This window comes from cyanobacterium endosymbiont of Epithemia turgida isolate EtSB Lake Yunoko, assembly GCF_000829235.1.
GTDB lineage: Bacteria > Cyanobacteriota > Cyanobacteriia > Cyanobacteriales > Microcystaceae > Rippkaea.
This window is the reverse complement of record NZ_AP012549.1, coordinates 2321127-2337869: the sequence shown is the minus strand read 5'-3', so window position 1 is coordinate 2337869 and position 16743 is coordinate 2321127. Positions and strand designations below refer to the sequence as shown.

General features: G+C 35.1%; 10 protein-coding genes and 3 pseudogenes. 8 read left to right on the top strand and 5 right to left on the bottom strand.

Translation table 11 applies throughout. The features are described 5' to 3' along the window. Window positions 1-147: 147 nt before the first annotated feature. The 3 genes and pseudogenes from ETSB_RS07290 to ETSB_RS07280 form a co-directional block, all read right to left on the bottom strand. Window positions 148-1519: pseudogene (locus tag ETSB_RS07290) on the bottom strand (ribulose-1,5-bisphosphate carboxylase/oxygenase large subunit). Window positions 1520-2244: 725 nt separating this feature from the next. Beyond that, window positions 2245-2469: a hypothetical protein gene (locus ETSB_RS10125; protein ID WP_044107175.1), complete on the bottom strand. Its 225-nt coding sequence runs from the start codon at window positions 2467-2469 to the stop codon at window positions 2245-2247. Between the two features lie 295 nt (window positions 2470-2764). Continuing rightward, a pseudogene (locus ETSB_RS07280) lies at window positions 2765-3065 on the bottom strand (BMC domain-containing protein). A gap of 836 nt (window positions 3066-3901) precedes the next feature. Here ETSB_RS07280 and ETSB_RS07275 point away from each other — a divergent pair. From ETSB_RS07275 to nadB, 3 genes are all read left to right on the top strand, one after another. After that, the gene (locus tag ETSB_RS07275; protein ID WP_044107173.1) at window positions 3902-5797 is read left to right on the top strand and encodes an NAD(P)H-quinone oxidoreductase subunit F; all 1896 of its coding nucleotides are present in this window, start codon (window positions 3902-3904) and stop codon (window positions 5795-5797) included. Window positions 5798-5843: 46 nt separating this feature from the next. After that, a complete protein-coding gene (locus ETSB_RS07270; RefSeq protein ID WP_044107682.1) occupies window positions 5844-7346 on the top strand; it encodes an NADH-quinone oxidoreductase subunit M in 1503 nt (500 codons plus the stop codon). A gap of 1230 nt (window positions 7347-8576) precedes the next feature. Next, window positions 8577-10271 carry an L-aspartate oxidase gene (gene nadB, locus ETSB_RS07265; RefSeq protein WP_044107172.1) on the top strand — a complete coding sequence of 565 codons (1695 nt, stop codon included), beginning with the start codon at window positions 8577-8579 and terminating at the stop codon, window positions 10269-10271. 5 nt (window positions 10272-10276) lie between these two features. Here the strand turns inward: nadB and ETSB_RS07260 are convergent, their stop codons facing one another. Then, on the bottom strand, window positions 10277-10735 hold the full coding sequence (locus ETSB_RS07260; protein ID WP_044107170.1) for a hypothetical protein: 459 nt from the start codon (window positions 10733-10735) through the stop codon (window positions 10277-10279). 1338 nt (window positions 10736-12073) lie between these two features. On the opposite strand from ETSB_RS07260, the gene ETSB_RS10710 reads away from it, so the two are divergent. The 3 genes and pseudogenes from ETSB_RS10710 to ETSB_RS10700 form a co-directional block, all read left to right on the top strand. After that, window positions 12074-12208 (top strand): hypothetical protein, encoded by a 135-nt coding sequence (locus ETSB_RS10710; protein WP_332403809.1) that lies wholly within the window; start codon window positions 12074-12076, stop codon window positions 12206-12208. A 36-nt stretch (window positions 12209-12244) separates the two neighbouring features. After that, window positions 12245-12595, top strand: coding sequence for an adenosylcobinamide-GDP ribazoletransferase (locus ETSB_RS10705; protein ID WP_332403823.1), 351 nt, complete (start codon window positions 12245-12247; stop codon window positions 12593-12595). An 89-nt stretch (window positions 12596-12684) separates the two neighbouring features. Next, window positions 12685-12753 (top strand): annotated as a pseudogene (locus ETSB_RS10700) (hypothetical protein); the annotation flags it as partial. On the opposite strand, the gene ETSB_RS07250 reads toward ETSB_RS10700, so the two are convergent. Then, window positions 12730-13209, bottom strand: coding sequence for a PPC domain-containing protein (locus tag ETSB_RS07250; RefSeq protein WP_044107169.1), 480 nt, complete (start codon window positions 13207-13209; stop codon window positions 12730-12732). The pseudogene ETSB_RS10700 and the gene ETSB_RS07250 overlap by 24 nt on opposite strands. Before the next feature lie 206 nt (window positions 13210-13415). On the opposite strand from ETSB_RS07250, the gene ETSB_RS07245 reads away from it, so the two are divergent. After that, complete coding sequence (locus ETSB_RS07245) at window positions 13416-13907, top strand: hypothetical protein (RefSeq protein WP_044107168.1); 492 nt, start codon at window positions 13416-13418, stop codon at window positions 13905-13907. 481 nt (window positions 13908-14388) lie between these two features. After that, window positions 14389-16032, top strand: a complete 1644-nt coding sequence (locus ETSB_RS07240) for a peptidoglycan D,D-transpeptidase FtsI family protein (RefSeq protein WP_232509922.1) — start codon at window positions 14389-14391, stop codon at window positions 16030-16032. Window positions 16033-16743: the final 711 nt, after the last annotated feature.

The window sequence follows — 16743 nt, the reverse complement described above, 5'->3', positions numbered from 1 at the left end:
TTAGGTATTTTTGTCAAAATTAAACCGTTTCTTTGGCTATTTATATTTCATAGATTACTCCTTATCCAAATCAGGATATGATTATCAGTTGTGAGTATTTTTACATAAATACTTTTAATTTTGAAGAAATTAAAAACTATCTCTAAATTAGAGTGTGTCCATTACCTCAAATTCGAACTTGACTTTTTTCCATAATTTGCAAGCGGTAGCTAATTGAGGACTCCACTTACAAGCTTTATGGATAACTTGGTTTTCGGCTTCACCAGACACAAACCAGCTTTCATCACGGGCTTGAATAGAAGCTTCGAGAGCTACACGGTCAGCGATTACACTGGGTGCATTGCCCCAAGAATATCCTAAAGTACCACCACCAAACTGAAAACAAGAATTATCTCCAAAAATTTCTACTAAGGCGGGTATATGCCATACATGGATACCACCAGAAGCAACAGGCATGATTCCAGGTATAGATGCATAGTCTTAGGTGAAGAATATACCACAAGTACGGTCTTCTTTAATATAGTCTTCACACATCAGGTCAACAAAACCCATAGTGATTATGCCTAGTTTCCCTTCTAATTTGCCAACAACGGTTCCAGAATGAAGGTTATCATCGGCATATAGAAGTAAACACTTAGCTAGAACGTGGAAATCAATACCATAGTTTTTCTGATGATCAATTACTGCGTGCATTGTACGGTGAATCTACAGTAATAATCCATTACCACGACAATACCTCACCAAGGTGGTGTTTGCTGTAGAGATCCCGGTTATGAAGTCATGCATGATGATGGGAGTACCAATTTCTTTGGTAAATTCTGCTCGCTTGAGCATTTCTTCAAAAGTACCAGCAGTAACGTTAAGATAATGACCTTTAACCTCATTAGTTTCCACTTGTGCTTTTGTGTGTCTCGGACGAAGAGGAAGCGATCACACCAGCGCATGAAGGGTTGAGAGTTAATATTTTTGTCATCTTTAGTACAGTCTAAGCCACCGAGTAAACATTCATAAACAGCGCGTCCATAGTTAATTGTTAGCAGACAGACCGAGTTTCGGCTTAATAGTACATCTTAATAAAGGACGATCATACTTGTTTAATTTGTCCCGTTCAACCGTAATTTCATAAGGAGGTCCTTGGAAGGTTTTAATTAAGACAACAGAAAACCGAATATCTTCTAAAAGTAGTGCTCGCAGTGCTTTAAATCCAAATACATTACCTACTAGAGAGGTATGAACGTTAGTAACATATCCTTCTTCAAATAAATCTAAAGAATAGGCAATAAAGTAAAAATATTGATTATCCTTGTTAGGAATAGCTTCGATGTCATAACAACGACCTTTATAAGGATCTAAGTCAGTTAAATTAACTGTTCAAACTGTTGTCCAGGTTCCGCCAGAGGATTCTGTCACAACTGCCGCACTTGCTTCTTCAGAAAGACCTCCAGGTTGGGGTGTCATACGGAAACACGCAAGTAGATCAGTGTTTTTTGGGGTATATGTCGAGGGTGTAATAGGTCAGATGATAGTCCTGAACACCAGCCTTAAACTCTGATTAAATTGGGCTTGTACCATATAATAATTCCTCCATGAATGGTATGATTAATTTCTCATTGATCTGTATAAAAGTTAAGTCTGAACCTACCCGCAATAGAGAAAATATTTTAAGAAGTTATTCAGTCGCTAGAAGTGGTATTTAGCTCACCGTTATTTTGCTTATTCGTTCTTCAAGCCCCAATCATATCATAGATAGTTGTGCTTTATTTATTGCTTATTCATAATTTTTTGATTACGATGTATAGACAGAATAATTGAGGTAATTAATGCATTTTAAGTGACAGCTTTTTATTTTTTTTTCTACATTTTTTCAAAAATTTAGAATTTATTTAGTATATTTAAAGATTCTTGCTCATCAAGTTGTTCCTTTAACAGTGAAAAAATAAAAAATAAAGTCTCTATAAGACTAACTTAGTCAGAGAAGACAGGTTAAAGAACTTAGAGATAAGAAGTTTATTCAAAGAAAATGAGTGACTAACAAAACCAAATTTTTTATAAAAGAGATGATTATCAATCATACTAAAAAAAATAAATCATATAATTATCTACTATTTAATCTCATTACTTCCGGCAAAAAAACCAATATTGTGGCTAATTACTCATTAATACTCATAACAATTTATATTATTGATAACGATTAAAAGCTTGACTTTCAGGGAACAAAGTACATAAAAGCTTGTTGATATAAATTTATCCGATAATAGGAGAATTGGGTTTCTCTACTGGTGAAGCTGGATTGGGGTTAGTTTGTTTCATAATTTCGGTATTCTCTTCAATTGTGGTTGTCTTTTCTAACAAAATATATTCTATGTCTTCCACTAAAAAATCAGTTTCTTTCTCTTTAGTCGTTTGCAGATGATGAGAAAAATTATTGCTATTAGAAATAGAGTCATTGTCAATAGGGCGATTAACCACCAATTTTGTTTATATTGAAGGTAAAGAAATCAAGTCATTATGATTAGTAGAAAACCTATTTATTTCTAATTTAGTTTCCTGTAAAGGTTTAGATATTTCGGCAGAAGCAGCACTTTCTCTTGATACTAAGACTCATTTCTTAAGCCTTGCATACACAATGTCTCCTGCTATTTAATATTAACCTTGAACATCCATAAACTGTACTAATAGGAGCTTAAGTCTTGTTAAACTACAGTTCTGACGACGGTATCTTTAACTTCAGCAATTTACATTATGATTAACTACTAGTTGTCGTTCATACTCCTCTTAAAGGAAGATTGATACTTTCGCACAATTGTTCTACGGCTTTGGTATAAGGAATGAATAATAAGTATTCTAGGTTGTCGTGTAGACGGGCAATAATATGGGTTGAGAAACCTTGTCCACAATTGACGCGGCCGGCATTTTCAATTCCTGCGGATACTGAAACTTATACTTCAGATACATCGCCTCGTAACAATAACGGTGACACGGGCAGCTTTGTCCATTATAGCATCCGCCGCTTCTACAACGGTAGGAAACCCTTTTATTTCAATCATTCCAACGGCAATTGGCATACTGGATTTCCTTGTGATCGCGAAACTAAACAACGGTACAAAGTAAATCAATTATCTAGCTATGAACTATTTTCCTGTCGGGGAATAATCTCATTGCATTGATGCCTGACACAGGAATAGGAGAGTGACTTATCCTATCAGTTTCCTATCGGTTACGATCTATCTTTCTGAACCTGTCATATTTTTAGCTTAAGGATGCAGAGAAAAGGAACTCGACTGGAGTAGCTGATATATCAACCTATACATATATTAAAGAATAGGCAAACGTGGTACCTTTTACAATAGAAATTACTATTATATTTTTGAAAATTATAATTAGTAAAAGTTAATAACTAATACAAAACTTATAAATATGTGCTTATACTAATCTTTTGTTATTTTTGGAGAAAATTAAACTATTTTATATTTTATTTATGCTATCTAATGATAGAGTATCAGAATAACTATTCAATAGTTTAATTAATAATAATTAGTTTAATCTCTATCTAATTTAGTTTGGATGAGGATGTATTTTTTGAATTTAAACAGTATTTAAGCTATTAACTAACCCTCTATAATTTACCTTTTGAAAGAAAGTATAGATAACTTATTATACTTGTCAATCATGTCAATCAGTTTAATGAATTTGATAACTAAAAGTCAGAGAAAATTTAAAAACAATAACAATGCTCAAAAGACTTTCTAAAAACCCGGCTATTGATATGTCATAGTCGACGGGAATCGATTCGGCTTTACTTGTCCGGAAAATTGGGACTTCCTATTTATATGAAGTAGAAACTAAGTATAAAAACTGATATGCTCTATAAAAGTAAAGACCCTTAAATAATCTACTTTAGATGAGCAGTTTTATTGTACACAGTAGTTGGTTAATCCCGATTTACAGTCTAATTGGTTCGGTGTTAACCCTACCCTGGTCTTTAGGAATCATTCGTCACACAGGACCTAGACCAGCGGCCTACCTGAGTCTATTAATGATAAGTATTGCCTTTATTCACAGTTTATTAGCTTTTTATGTTATTTGGGGACACCAACCTGAACAACTAATATTTCAATGGCTTCAGGTAGCTGATTTAGATTTGTCCTTGACCATAGAACTGTCTCCAATTAGTTTAGGAGCGTTGGGATTAGTTAACGGAATTAGCCTACTTGCTCAATTTTATGCTCTAGGTTATCTGGAAAAAGATTGGTCTTTAGCTAGATTTTTCGGATTAATAGGAATATTTGAAGCGGCTTTAGGCGGAATTGCTCTCAGTGATTCTTTATTGCTGAGTTATGGGCTTTTAGAAATTCTTACTCTGTCTACATACCTTTTAGTCGGTTTCTGGTACGCTCAACCGTTAGTAGCGACTGCGGCCAGAGATGCGTTTTTAACCAAGCGTGTGGGGGATATTATTTTATTAATGGGATTAGTTACTCTTTCTAGTTATGGAGAAGGGTTGACCTTTTCTGAACTCGAAAAATGGGCAATTAACTCAAATCTAGCCCCTTTAACGGCAGCGTTATTAGGAATATCGTTGATCGCTGGGCCTACAGGTAAATGTGCTCAATTTCCGCTTAATCTATGGCTTGATAAAGCGATGGAAGGACCGAACCCTGCCGGAATTATGCGAAATTCGGTAGTAGTTTCTGCTGGAGCTTATGTGTTAATTAAATTACAACCCGTGTTTACCCTATCCCCCGTATCTTCTGCGGTACTAATCATATTAGGGTCAGTAACGGCGGTAGGAACTTCGTTGATGGCTTTAGCACAAATTGATATCAAACGAACCCTATCCCATTCCACCAGTGCTTATTTGGGATTGGTCTTTATTGCTGTTGGATTAGGTCAAGTCGATATTGCTTTATTATTAGTTTTTATCCATGCGATCACTAAAGCTTTATTATTTATGAGTGCAGGAGCGGTTATTTTAACGACCTATAGTCAAAATATAACAGAAATGGGAGGAATTTGGGCAAGGATGCCCGCTACTACTATCAGTTTTATGACAGGTGCTGCAGGATTAGTTGCATTGTTACCTTTAGGAATGTTTTGGACATTACAACGGTGGTTTAATGGTGATTGGAATGTTCCTAAATGGTTATGTGCAATTGTCCTATTTGTAAATTTGTTGTGTTCTTGGAATTTAACCCGTGTATTCCGTTTAGTATTTCTAGGAAATCCTCAGCCTAAAACCCGTCGAACTCCCGAAGTTGCCTGGCCGATAGCTTTTCCGATGGTAATGTTAACCTTAACAACTCTAATTTCTTCTATTGTTCCAATTCGCTGGACATTTTGGTTATCAGCTGTACCACCTTTTACCGATAAAGACATTATCATTGTTCAATGGGCAATTCCCCTTTCAATTGGGTCAGGAATCATTGGTTGTCTCCTTGGAATTGTTAGTCCCCTACGAAGGTCTTGGACTCGGCCGACTCAATTGTATCTGCGGTTTTTTCAAGATTTATTTGCTCATAACTTTTACCTCAACCGTGTTTATGAAGTAACGGTGGTAGCAGCAGTAGAAAAAATATCTTATTTGACTGTTTGGTTTGATCGCCATGTAGTAGATGGAGTAGTTAATTTAGTGGGTTTAGCTACTATTTTTAGTGGTAATATTTTAAAATATAATGTATCTGGACAATCACAATTTTACATCTTAACCATTTTAATCGGAGTAAGTTTATTGGTGTGTTTTTTTATTAGTGAAGAGTGGGGAATGATGATTAACTATTGGTCATCTTTAATTTATTGAAGTTAATTTAAATTTTTAGTAGCAGGAAGGAGTCGATGTATTAATGATACTCAGCGCCTTGATTTGGATTCCATTAGTAGGAGCTATCCTAATCGCTGTTTGGCCAGGAAAGTTAAATTCAGTCCATTGTCGATTGTTGGCTATAGTAATCGCAAGTATACCTCTCCTTATCAATATTATTCTTAGCTTTAATTTTGACCCTAATAATCCAAATATTCAATTTACTGAGTATTTACCTTGGATTACGAAGATTGGGTTAAATTATTATTTGGGTATTGATGGACTATCATTTCCTCTGATTTTTCTCAACAGTTTGCTGACCTTAATCTCGATTTATACTAGTAGTCAAACTATTAAGCGATCACGGTTTTATTATGTCTTGATTTTAATTCTTAATAGTGGGGTAATGGGGGCATTTATTGCCCAAAATATTTTACTCTTTTTTCTCTTTTTTGAGTTAGAAATTATCCCCTTGTATTTTCTCATTGGAATTTGGGGAGGAACAAAGCGGGGTTATGCCTCGATGAAATTTCTTCTCTCTACAACAGTTTCAGGAATTCTAATTTTGACTTCATTTTTAGGATTAGCATGGCTCTCAGAGTTATCTAACTTTGATTATGAAGTATTACGCACCCATACCTTACCTTTATCAACTCAGTTAATTTTACTAGCCCCCCTTATGCTTGGTTTAGGGATTAAAATACCCATTTTCCCTTTCCACACTTGGTTACCTGATGCCCACGTGGAAGCTTCTACCCCTATTTCAGTGTTGTTGGCAGGAATACTATTGAAATTAGGAACTTACGGGTTATTACGTTTTGGGATAGGATTGTTTGTCGATGCTTGGGTATTTATAGCTCCATGGTTAGCTACATTGGCTGCTATTAATGTTCTGTATGGGGCATCATGCGCAATTATTCAAAAAGATATGAAGAAAGTGGTCGCCTATTCTTCTATTGCTCATATGGGCTATATCTTATTAGCTGCGGCGGCTGCCACTCACTTAAGTGTTACTGCCGCTACTTTTCAGATGGTTAGTCACGGATTAATTTCTGCCCTATTATTTCTGTTAGTGGGAATAGTTTATAAAAAGACCGGAAGCCGTGATGTGGACTTTTTACAGGGGTTGCTCAACCCTCAACGGGGTTTACCGATTACAGGAAGTTTAATGATTTTAGGAGTAATGGCGAGCATTGGAATTCCAGGGATGGCTGGTTTTATCGCAGAGTTTTTAGTATTTCGCGGGAGCTTTCCTATTTTTCCGATTCAAACTTTATTATGTTTAGTTGGAAATGGTTTAACGGCAGTTTATTTCTCATTGATGATTAACCGTGTCTTTTTTGGTCGCTTAAGTCCTGAATTAGCTCAATTACCCCGTGTTTTGTGGTCAGAAAGAATTCCTGCTTTTGTCTTATCTTTTTGTATTGTAGTTTTGGGATTTCAACCTTCTTGGATGGTACGTTGGAATGAAACCCAAGTAGGTATTTTATTGACAAGAAAGCCAGACATTACTGTTGTTATGCAGCAGTGGCGGACAGAAAAAAGATAGAAATAAGAAATATAGAAATATTTGACTTATGATTAAGCAGTTTTATTGGTTTACATAGACTATGTATAACAGATTAATAAACAAAAACTTCATTTTTAGCTTTTGTTTATCATAATTTTGCCATAATCGGTTCAGAGAACCATTTTATTTTCTTAAACCTATGAGTGGGTAACCCTGAAGAAACATTTAAAAAAGCAAATTATTGTGTATCTTTATATTATGAGCTATTAGAGTTGAATTAATTTTGTAAAGTAACTCCTTTGAGCAATACTTTTTTCAATTGTCTTAGTCAAATAATATGTAGATCATGTTTGGTTCTAGATATAAACTGGTAGAAAGTAAATATAGATATAACCATAAATATGAACAATAGAAAAAATAGACTGATTTAAAATCGAGTTATCGCGGAATCGAAGCAGCATTGAGCAGTCTTAAAAGCTACTCTGAGATAACAACAATAAACAAACCCACAGTATCATAGAGAAAAAAGCAGCTTAAGACTTCTTTTAACTTTTTCTTGAATTATTACAGATTTCTAATTAGTTAGCCGCTTTTTCCCCTACACCCCTAATCTGAAAAGAATTCGAAGCTATTGGATTTGTTTCTAACATAATACAAACCGAACTCATCTTAATCTGTTTTTATTGACGAACCGAATTTTTTGCTTATCGTTTAAGAAGATAAATTATCTTAGTTTATTGAGAGAAATTCAATCAATGAAAACCTTAGTTTGTATTATCGCTATCTCAGTTGTAATAATTAGTTGTTTAGGTATTTGTGAAACAGGTATTAGCTACACCTACTTTAAACCTAATAGATACAAAGTTAACTCTATATGCTCAAAAAAATATGCTAAAAAGTTTAATTTAAACAACAGCAATATTCGTTAGTTTTTGGAATTAAGTGATTTCCATCCTGACCTAGCCAGTAATATTATTGTTAACTCTCCTTATTCTAGAGGTGAAATAGATTTTAGAAATATCTGGACTCAGTAAAAACTGGAAAAACATCCAAATATGTTAGTAACTCTTCTTGCCCTTGAAGCAACAGAAGAAAATGAGCGTTTAGACCAAGCTGTTAATCAATATTTAATTAAAATAATAGTTTTTTCATAAAAATACTCTTAACTGAGGATTTTTTGAGTTATTTAATTAACAAACCAAAATGATGAAAGACTGCGGCTAGGATAAAAAAGTTAAAATAAAAAAAATTTATAGACAACCATTTTTTATTACTTTGATATCATCAGCTAATCTTGTTTCTGCTGACCTTCTGACAACCCAATTTGATATTTTAGTAGTGGGTTCAGGGGCAGCTGGACTGTATGGTGCCTTGTGTTTGCCCCCAAAGTATCGAGTTGGATTAATCACCAAAGATACCTTAAAAACAGGAGCTAGTGATTGGGCGCAGGGAGGAATTGCAGCAGCGATCGCTGCTAACGATTCTCCACAATTTCATCTAGAAGATACCCTCAAAGCGGGTGTTCAATTGTGTGATTATAGTGCTGTGGAATTCCTTGTTAATGAAGCCCCTAGCGCGATTGATTCTTTAGTGAAAATGGGAGTAGCATTTGACCGAAAAAATAGCCAATTGGCTATGACTCTAGAAGCTGCCCATTCTCATCCTCGTGTGCTTCATGCAGCAGATACTACAGGACGGGCAATCATTAGTACTCTCACAGAGAAGGTATTAGAACGCTCCAACATTACAATTATTTCTCAAGCAGTTGCTTTAAAATTGTGGCTTGATTCTCTGCAAAAACAATGTCTAGGGGTCAGTGTTCTATATCAAAGACAAATTCATTGGGTTCGCTCATCTGCGGTAATTTTAGCCACCGGTGGAGGCGGTCGAGTTTATGCTCAAACGACTAATCCTACTGTTAGTACAGGGGATGGTGTGGCTTTAGCTTGGCGAGGAGGAGCCGTCCTCAAGGACCTAGAGTTTTTTCAGTTTCATCCAACAGCTTTAATTAAACATAATGCTCCTCATTTTCTTATTAGTGAAGCAGTGCGGGGAGAAGGAGCACACTTAATCGATCACCAAGGGCGACGCTTTACTTTTGATTATCATCCAAATGGGGAGTTAGCTCCCAGGGATGTAGTTAGTCGTGCTATTTTTAGTCACTTACAAAAAACGGCAGTAAATCCTGCCCACGACTATGTTTACCTTGATTTACGTCCCATCGAATCTGAGCGAATTCGCCGTCGTTTTCCTAATATTATTCAGGTATGTCGAAATTGGGGGATAGATGTGTTTAAAGAGCCAATTCCTGTGGCTCCAGCTGCCCATTACTGGATGGGGGGCATTTGCGTAAATCTTAAGAATGAGACTTCTATTAAGGGACTCTATGCTATTGGAGAAACTGCTAGTACAGGAGTTCATGGAGCAAATCGTTTAGCCAGTAATTCTCTGTTAGAGTGCTTGGTGTTTGCCGCGCAGTTATCCAACATCGAAGTGAATTCACCACAGACAATCAGTCCATACAAGGTTTCGGTTGTAAGGAAAAAGGGAGAATGGACCACAGAAATAGAATTGCTCAAGAAGATTAATCGAGATTTACCAAATTTACTCTGGAAAAGTGCAGGAATTTGTCGAGAACAAAGTTTATTACAAACGGCTTTAGACCAAGTTAAAGACTGGCGAGAACAATTAACGCATATCGACAGTAGTCAATATGTGCTGAACTTAGAACCTGGCCAACAGATAGTTTTTGACTCTCCTACAGCACACACTCATCTACGAACTTGTGCAGAAACCTTAAATTTACTGGATATTGCCTACTTGATCTTAAAAAGTGCCTTGTTTCGAACAGAAAGTCGTGGAGGACATTATCGAATTGATTATCCTAAATCCTCTCTTCAATGGCGGGTACACACTCTAATCTGCAGTCACCAATCTAGAACCAATCAAGTTGAATCGATGTAATTTTTTCAAAAAGGATAATCATCATCTTTGTTGTCCAATTGAACATCCCATTTAGCAGCCAAAACTTTAATAACCATGGCTTCGAGGGTATCAACATCCAGATTGAAATTTAATTCTGAGGTTTGAGAAGAGTGAGTAATGGGAATTAATCTTAGACAACGATGATCTTGCATTAGATCAAAGTAAGTTTTCTGAGTAGGTGAACGGTGTAATTGTAAATAGTCGAAGCTTTGGACATTAAGATAGAGAGAGTGATTAGCAATGATAGTCCCTTGCTGAGGATCGCTAAAAACTTCGACAACCCATCCTTCCCCCTCACTCTGTACTTCTTTATCAAAGGTATGAATATAATGAACACGGACTAAATCATTGAGAACCCGTCGCATATCTTCGTTGTTGATAATAACACCAACGTCAATAATACAAGGAGCAGGTAATGGGTGTGAGGTGTGGTTATGATTCATGGGAAATTGCCTATAGATACGACCATTAATTTAACCTAACGGTAAATAATTAATGGGCGGTGATGTACGAGTAAGAGTAATTCCTTACCATACAATCCTAATCCAAGATCCCATGATTATTTCTTAAAGTTTTGACGAGAGATAACTCAAGGTAGTCTTGTTTTCAAATTGTTATCTACTTTATACTTATGCTAAGTAAGCAGCTTTAAATAAACTTTGAAAAAGGGAATTATTTCGTATCTTTATACTTCAGTAATTAGAGTTTGATTTATATCAATTTAGTTAATATTGTTTAGAGTGACCCTCTTGAAATGAACATTATTTATTTAGCTAAATAATATTCATTTTTATGTATATTCCCGGCAATTTAATGAGTTTTTATTTCTACTATCTTTCTTATAGTAACTTTTATTGGTGACTATAAGGAAGATAGTAGAAATAATCAATATAACCTTTTTCTGTCTATTGTCTTAGTTGGGCTTTAACTAAAGCACTTGTACGCACTGAGTGATCATCAAAAATAATTATTTTATCTATTTCTTTATTCTGACAGTATTTCTGAGTTCCATTTACTTTATTTTATAAAACTTTTTAGTTTTTGGCTTTTTTATGTTTATGAGATTAATGAATCTTTATAATTTTTTTTGTTTTTATTTACAGCGATAAACAAATACAAATTATTTGATTATCTAGTTTAAATTAGTTTCCTTTTGTTTAAATATTTAATTAACTTTAAGCCATTTAAAATTATTATTTTAATCTTTTTTCGGATAAATTGTATATCTATTAAATACATCTTTTTCCAGATTGATTTTCTTTTATTTATCGAGAAATTTTATAATAGTTGTACTTTTTAAACAATCCAATTAAAAATTATTTTTTAAAATTTTTTGATACTTTTACTAAGTTGCCAATTAATTTAACTTTTTTTAAGTTAAACATAAAATTCCTGTTTTCGCTCTAATTTGCAAGAAAATTTTGGGCACAAGTCAACTTTTATAATTTTAACTCTCCTAATCATGTCAGCTGAACTTCTGAGCAGCCTGACATTTATTACTCTCTTTTTTTAACTATCTTTAACATTTTATATTTTTTAAAGTTTAGCGACTTACAGATTGACCTAAATTTTAGGGGTTAGTTGGTAAAATACTTATGGTTCCCCAACCACTTATAATCAGTAAATTTACTAACATTTAAAGAAATTATTTCGGTTAATGCGCAACTGTATCTAAATGATTAAAAAACTTGTTCAACATCTTGAATATGATTTGAAAACATTTTTAGGCACGATTACATTTTATACAATTATTTATTACCCTTCCTTCCCGATGGACACAGTTGTTTCAACAACTAGCTCGATGGTCTCCATTACTAGGAATATTACTCGGAGGAGGGTTAGGACTAGCAGATATGGGCTTAAACTTTGTGGGATTTCCCATAGTCATCCGTAGTGTTTCAATTGTTGCTGTTTAACTTGTTTTAACGGGAGGATTACACCTAGACGGTGCTATCGATACAGCTGATGGATTAGGGGCAACTGATTCTACTCGTCGGTTGAAAATTATGCAAGATAGTGTAGCCGGAACTTTTGGTGTAATGGACGCGGTAGTTGTATTAGGGTTAAAAACCATTGCTTTAAGTGAGATAACCAGTTACCGTTGGTTGGTGTTAATGATAGCCGCAGAATGGGGAAGATCGGGACAGGTAGCTGCTATCACTTTTTATCATTACCTAAAACCTACCGGTAAAGGCGTATTTCACAAACAGAGCATAAAATTACCCCAAGATCTGTTTTTAGGATTAGGAAGTTTATTAACCCTCAGTGGATTATTAATTCTCTTCGACGTTCATCGTTGGTGATTGGGAGTTAAGGTAGCTGTGCTTGGAAGTACTATTGCTATTATGGTTTCTAGTTTTATCAGCGTTTAGGTGGACATACAGGGGATACCTACGGTGCAGTAGTAGAATGGAGTGAAGCCTTAATCTTAAGTATTTTAACTTGCTGGTTTGTTACGTAAGTTCTTAACTGGACGTAGGCGATCTAATTTAAGGGTAAATTTTCCACCTCCTGTCTCTCCAAAGGCACGAATTCTGATGATATACTTTCCACTCTCAGTAATTCGAGCAAATAAGAGAGAATTAGTCGAACCATCAGGTCCGTCATCATTTTCCGCAATGGTAGACCCGTCAGCTGCTAATAGTAAAACAACACTATCAAATTCCTCAGACATTAGGTCAATTGCTACCTGATCTCCATGTTCAAGTTCCACTAAATAATCACGTGCAAATCCCCCTTCTCCGGTAGGAATGTCTTGAGCAGAAAGAGTGTCCATAACTTTATTATTGGAAGCTAAGGGGATGGGATTATATAATTGCAGCTGTCCTTGAACAGGTAAGATGTAAAATCTGAAGTTAAGGTAAATTGTTGTAAGCAGCACAAAATTAAACCGACTTTTTTTTGAGAAATAGACCATAAAAAATCACAGAGATAATCATTAAACGGATTAGTATAGACTCTATATATGATAAGTCTTCTATTTCAGAACAGTTTGGTCATTATGCAACATAAAGAAGGTTATCCTCGTCTTTCAGACAAGACTCCATAAGAATTAATTACCGATATTGATTTATCGAAATTCTCTTAAGTCACTTCTAATCCAATTGAAATATCAACTAGATTATGATTGCTGCACGTGATTATCAACCTATTCCTAAATCCTCACGTTTAAAGAAATCACGGAGAGCTTTACCGACTTATTCATCGGTTAATTCCCGAAAAATCGCTAACATATCGAGCAAAAAAGATAAAGTACATTATGATTTACAATTTCTTTTACTCATCAACAAAATTTCTGCTACTTTTGCTTTTTGTCTAGTGACCTTAACTTTAGGTGTTTATGGATGGACAGTTCGGATGCCGACCCTCTGGAGTCAAGAATTTAGAAAATTAACTAAGCTACAACAGGAGGAACGCTATTTAGTTGGGGCTAATGAAGTCTTAAAACATCAATTAGCTCAACAAGCCCAAAAACCAGAAGCTGGTTTAACGCAACTTCATCCAAAAGACTTGATTTTTCTCCCGGATATTAAGGTTGTCCCTTTATCTGTTACTGATGCCACGATTTCTAATCAGGGAAACCCTTGGATGGCTGAAGGTCCTATAGCTTATTAACTTAATTAACATAAATAGCTATTTTGATACTTCAATGGATTGAATTAAGCGTTGTAAATAATTACTGAACTATCATGAGTATCATCAATACTCACTATTTACTGTAAATATAGTCAAACATTATTGTTTGTGCTAAACTAGCCAACCAGACTGACTAGTTTTTTAGGGAGTCGATGATATATTGAAACACCAAAACCCTATCCGTGAGGTTGGAAAACTCCTATTGTAATAGCTTAAAGTACGGAGAACATCAAAGTTGCTCATTTCCTAATGCCAAACTTCCCACAACTCAATGAGTAGATCTAACTTCAAGCGGTTTTCATCTAGATCTAAATATCCAGATAGAAAAAGTCGTTTACCTCGAAAATCAGCCTTGTATGGCTGTATTCCTCGAAGTTTTTTGGCAGTCTCTAGTTCTAAAAAAAGAACTGCCCTACCCCAGTTGAGACTTTTATTAGTTTGGGGAGTCTTGATAGGAGCAATGATTGGCTTAGGGGTGAAACTATATCAATTACAGATTGTTCAAGCACCAGAATTACAAAAAAAAGCCCGATTACAACAAACGGTTAATTTAAGACCTTATATTCCGCGACGATCTATCATTGACAGTCAGGGTAATGTTTTGGCGACTGATCGCCTCGCACATATTCTTTATGTCCATCCTATTCAATTTAAAATAACTAAAGAAGAAGTAGCTGCTAAACTTAGTCCTATCCTCGATGATAAAACCCCGCAACAACTATTTGAGCGTTTTAAACAGCGTGATACGGGCATTCCCATTGCTCGTGGTTTAACAGAAGGACAGGCGGCTAGAATTGAAAAATTGCGTCTGGATGGGGTGGAGTTGAACGAGTCTTATACTCGATTTTATCCTCAAGAAAAGATGGTATCTGAGGTGATTGGCTATGTTGATAGTGATCGTAATGGCCAAGCAGGAATTGAACGCAGTCAGGAAAAGCTATTGGAACGAGATTTACTAAGTTTATACGTGCGTCGTACTGCCTTAGGAGAGATTGTTCCTGCTTTTTTACCTCAAGATTTGCTGAAATCTAATGATATGCGAGTGCAGTTAACCTTAGATATGCGGATACAGAGAGCAGCACGGGTTGCTCTTCGACAGCAATTGAAAAAATTTCATGCTAAACGGGGAGCAGTAATTATTATGGATAGCACTGATGGCTCGTTGATATCTTTAGTATGTGAACCAACTTTTGATCCTAATAAATACTATAAGTCTAGAATAGAACTATTTAAGAATTGGACAGTTACTGATCTCTATGAACCAGGCTCGACTTTTAAACCAATTAATGTTGCTTTAGCCCTCACAGCAGGAGTGATCCAGCCAAATACGGTAATCCACGATTCTGGAGCGGTGCAGGTGGATGGTTGGAATATCTACAATGCTACTAGAATAGGACATGGAGCGATTAACATTGCTAAAATTTTACAAACTTCTAGTAATGTAGCTATGGTTCATATGATGCGGCGATTAAGTCGTAAAGATTACTATCAACGGTTACAGCAATTACAAATTAATAAAAAAACAGGAATTGATTTGCCAGGGGAAGTGAGTGGTTATCTCAAAAGTGAAGAAGTCTTCACTAAAAAAGGAATTGAAGTAGCTACAGCCTCTTTTGGACAAGGTCTGTCCTTAACTCCTATCAAGTTAGTTCAATTACATGGGGCGTTGGCCAATGGAGGAAAATTAGTGACTCCCCATCTAGTTCGTGGATTAGTTGATGTTGATGGTTATCTGCATTGGAAACCCAAGCATAAAGTTACCCAGATTATGTCACCCCATGTAAGTCGGCAAGTAGCAGAGATGATGGAAACTGTAGTTACTGATGGGTCAGGGAAAGCATCTCAAATTTCAGGCTATCGGATTGGAGGCAAAACAGGGACATCCCAAAAAGCGGGTCCTAGGGGAGGGTATTTACCTAGTGCGAAAATAACAAGTTTTGTGGCGATTGTACCGATAGATAATCCTCGCTATGTGGTTATGACAGTGGTAGATGAACCCCAAGGAGCAGATACTTATGGCTCAACAGTGGCCGCGCCTATTGCAAGAAAGGTAATTGAAGCGTTGATTTTTCTGAAAGGAATTCCTCCCTCTCAGTATAATTGAGCATTATGTTTATCTTTTATCAAGAAAAAGTTAATGGTTATTCTTAAATAAGAGAAGTACTTTTTATGTAGTTTCTGTTACATAACGGCTAATGATATAGGGTAACAAAACCACTGTTAATCAAAAGAAGAAACTATAAATTTTTTTTAAAAATCTATAGTTTCTTCTTTTGATTAACGTCAATTTATTATTAATACTTTCTATTTTTTTGTGGCAAAATAGGTGATAGGTTTTGACGACACTAATTACCCCACAGCTTTCTAGCCTTAATAAAAAAAAGTTGCTGTTGAGTCTATTTTTTTGAAAAAAAACCTATTTATATCTTCATTATAACTTGATAATAGATAACTATGGACATCCATTTAAGAATTTAATTTGTTTAACTGAGTTAAGCATTTTACAGTATAAGTAAAAATATCAGATTAAACATAATTTAAATAAAAAATAAAATATACACCAATAACTCATGAACAGAGTATTTATAGATTTTTAAAGGTTGATTTTTTTTAATCAACCTTTATCTTTATATTTATAATATTTACACAAGAAGTTCGATGATCTTATTTGATAAGTGTTAAACCCAAATTTATAGCTTACTACAACTCTGAGCCGATCTAATTCTAAAGAAAAAAAAAAGATTGCTTTAAGATCTCATAAAGATACTCACTTTTTTGAAAAGAATGTTTTACCGTTGATATTAAGTAGTCAATT

Excerpts from the sequence above, each read along its gene's own strand:
- ETSB_RS07245 (WP_044107168.1), top strand. The coding sequence starts at position 13,416 with ATGATTGCTGCACGTGATTATCAACCTATTCCTAAATCCTCACGTTTA.
- ETSB_RS07250 (WP_044107169.1), bottom strand. The coding sequence starts at position 13,209 with ATGGTCTATTTCTCAAAAAAAAGTCGGTTTAATTTTGTGCTGCTTACA.
- ETSB_RS07260 (WP_044107170.1), bottom strand. The coding sequence starts at position 10,735 with ATGAATCATAACCACACCTCACACCCATTACCTGCTCCTTGTATTATT.
- ETSB_RS07275 (WP_044107173.1), top strand. The coding sequence starts at position 3,902 with ATGAGCAGTTTTATTGTACACAGTAGTTGGTTAATCCCGATTTACAGT.
- ETSB_RS07240 (WP_232509922.1), top strand. The coding sequence starts at position 14,389 with ATGATTGGCTTAGGGGTGAAACTATATCAATTACAGATTGTTCAAGCA.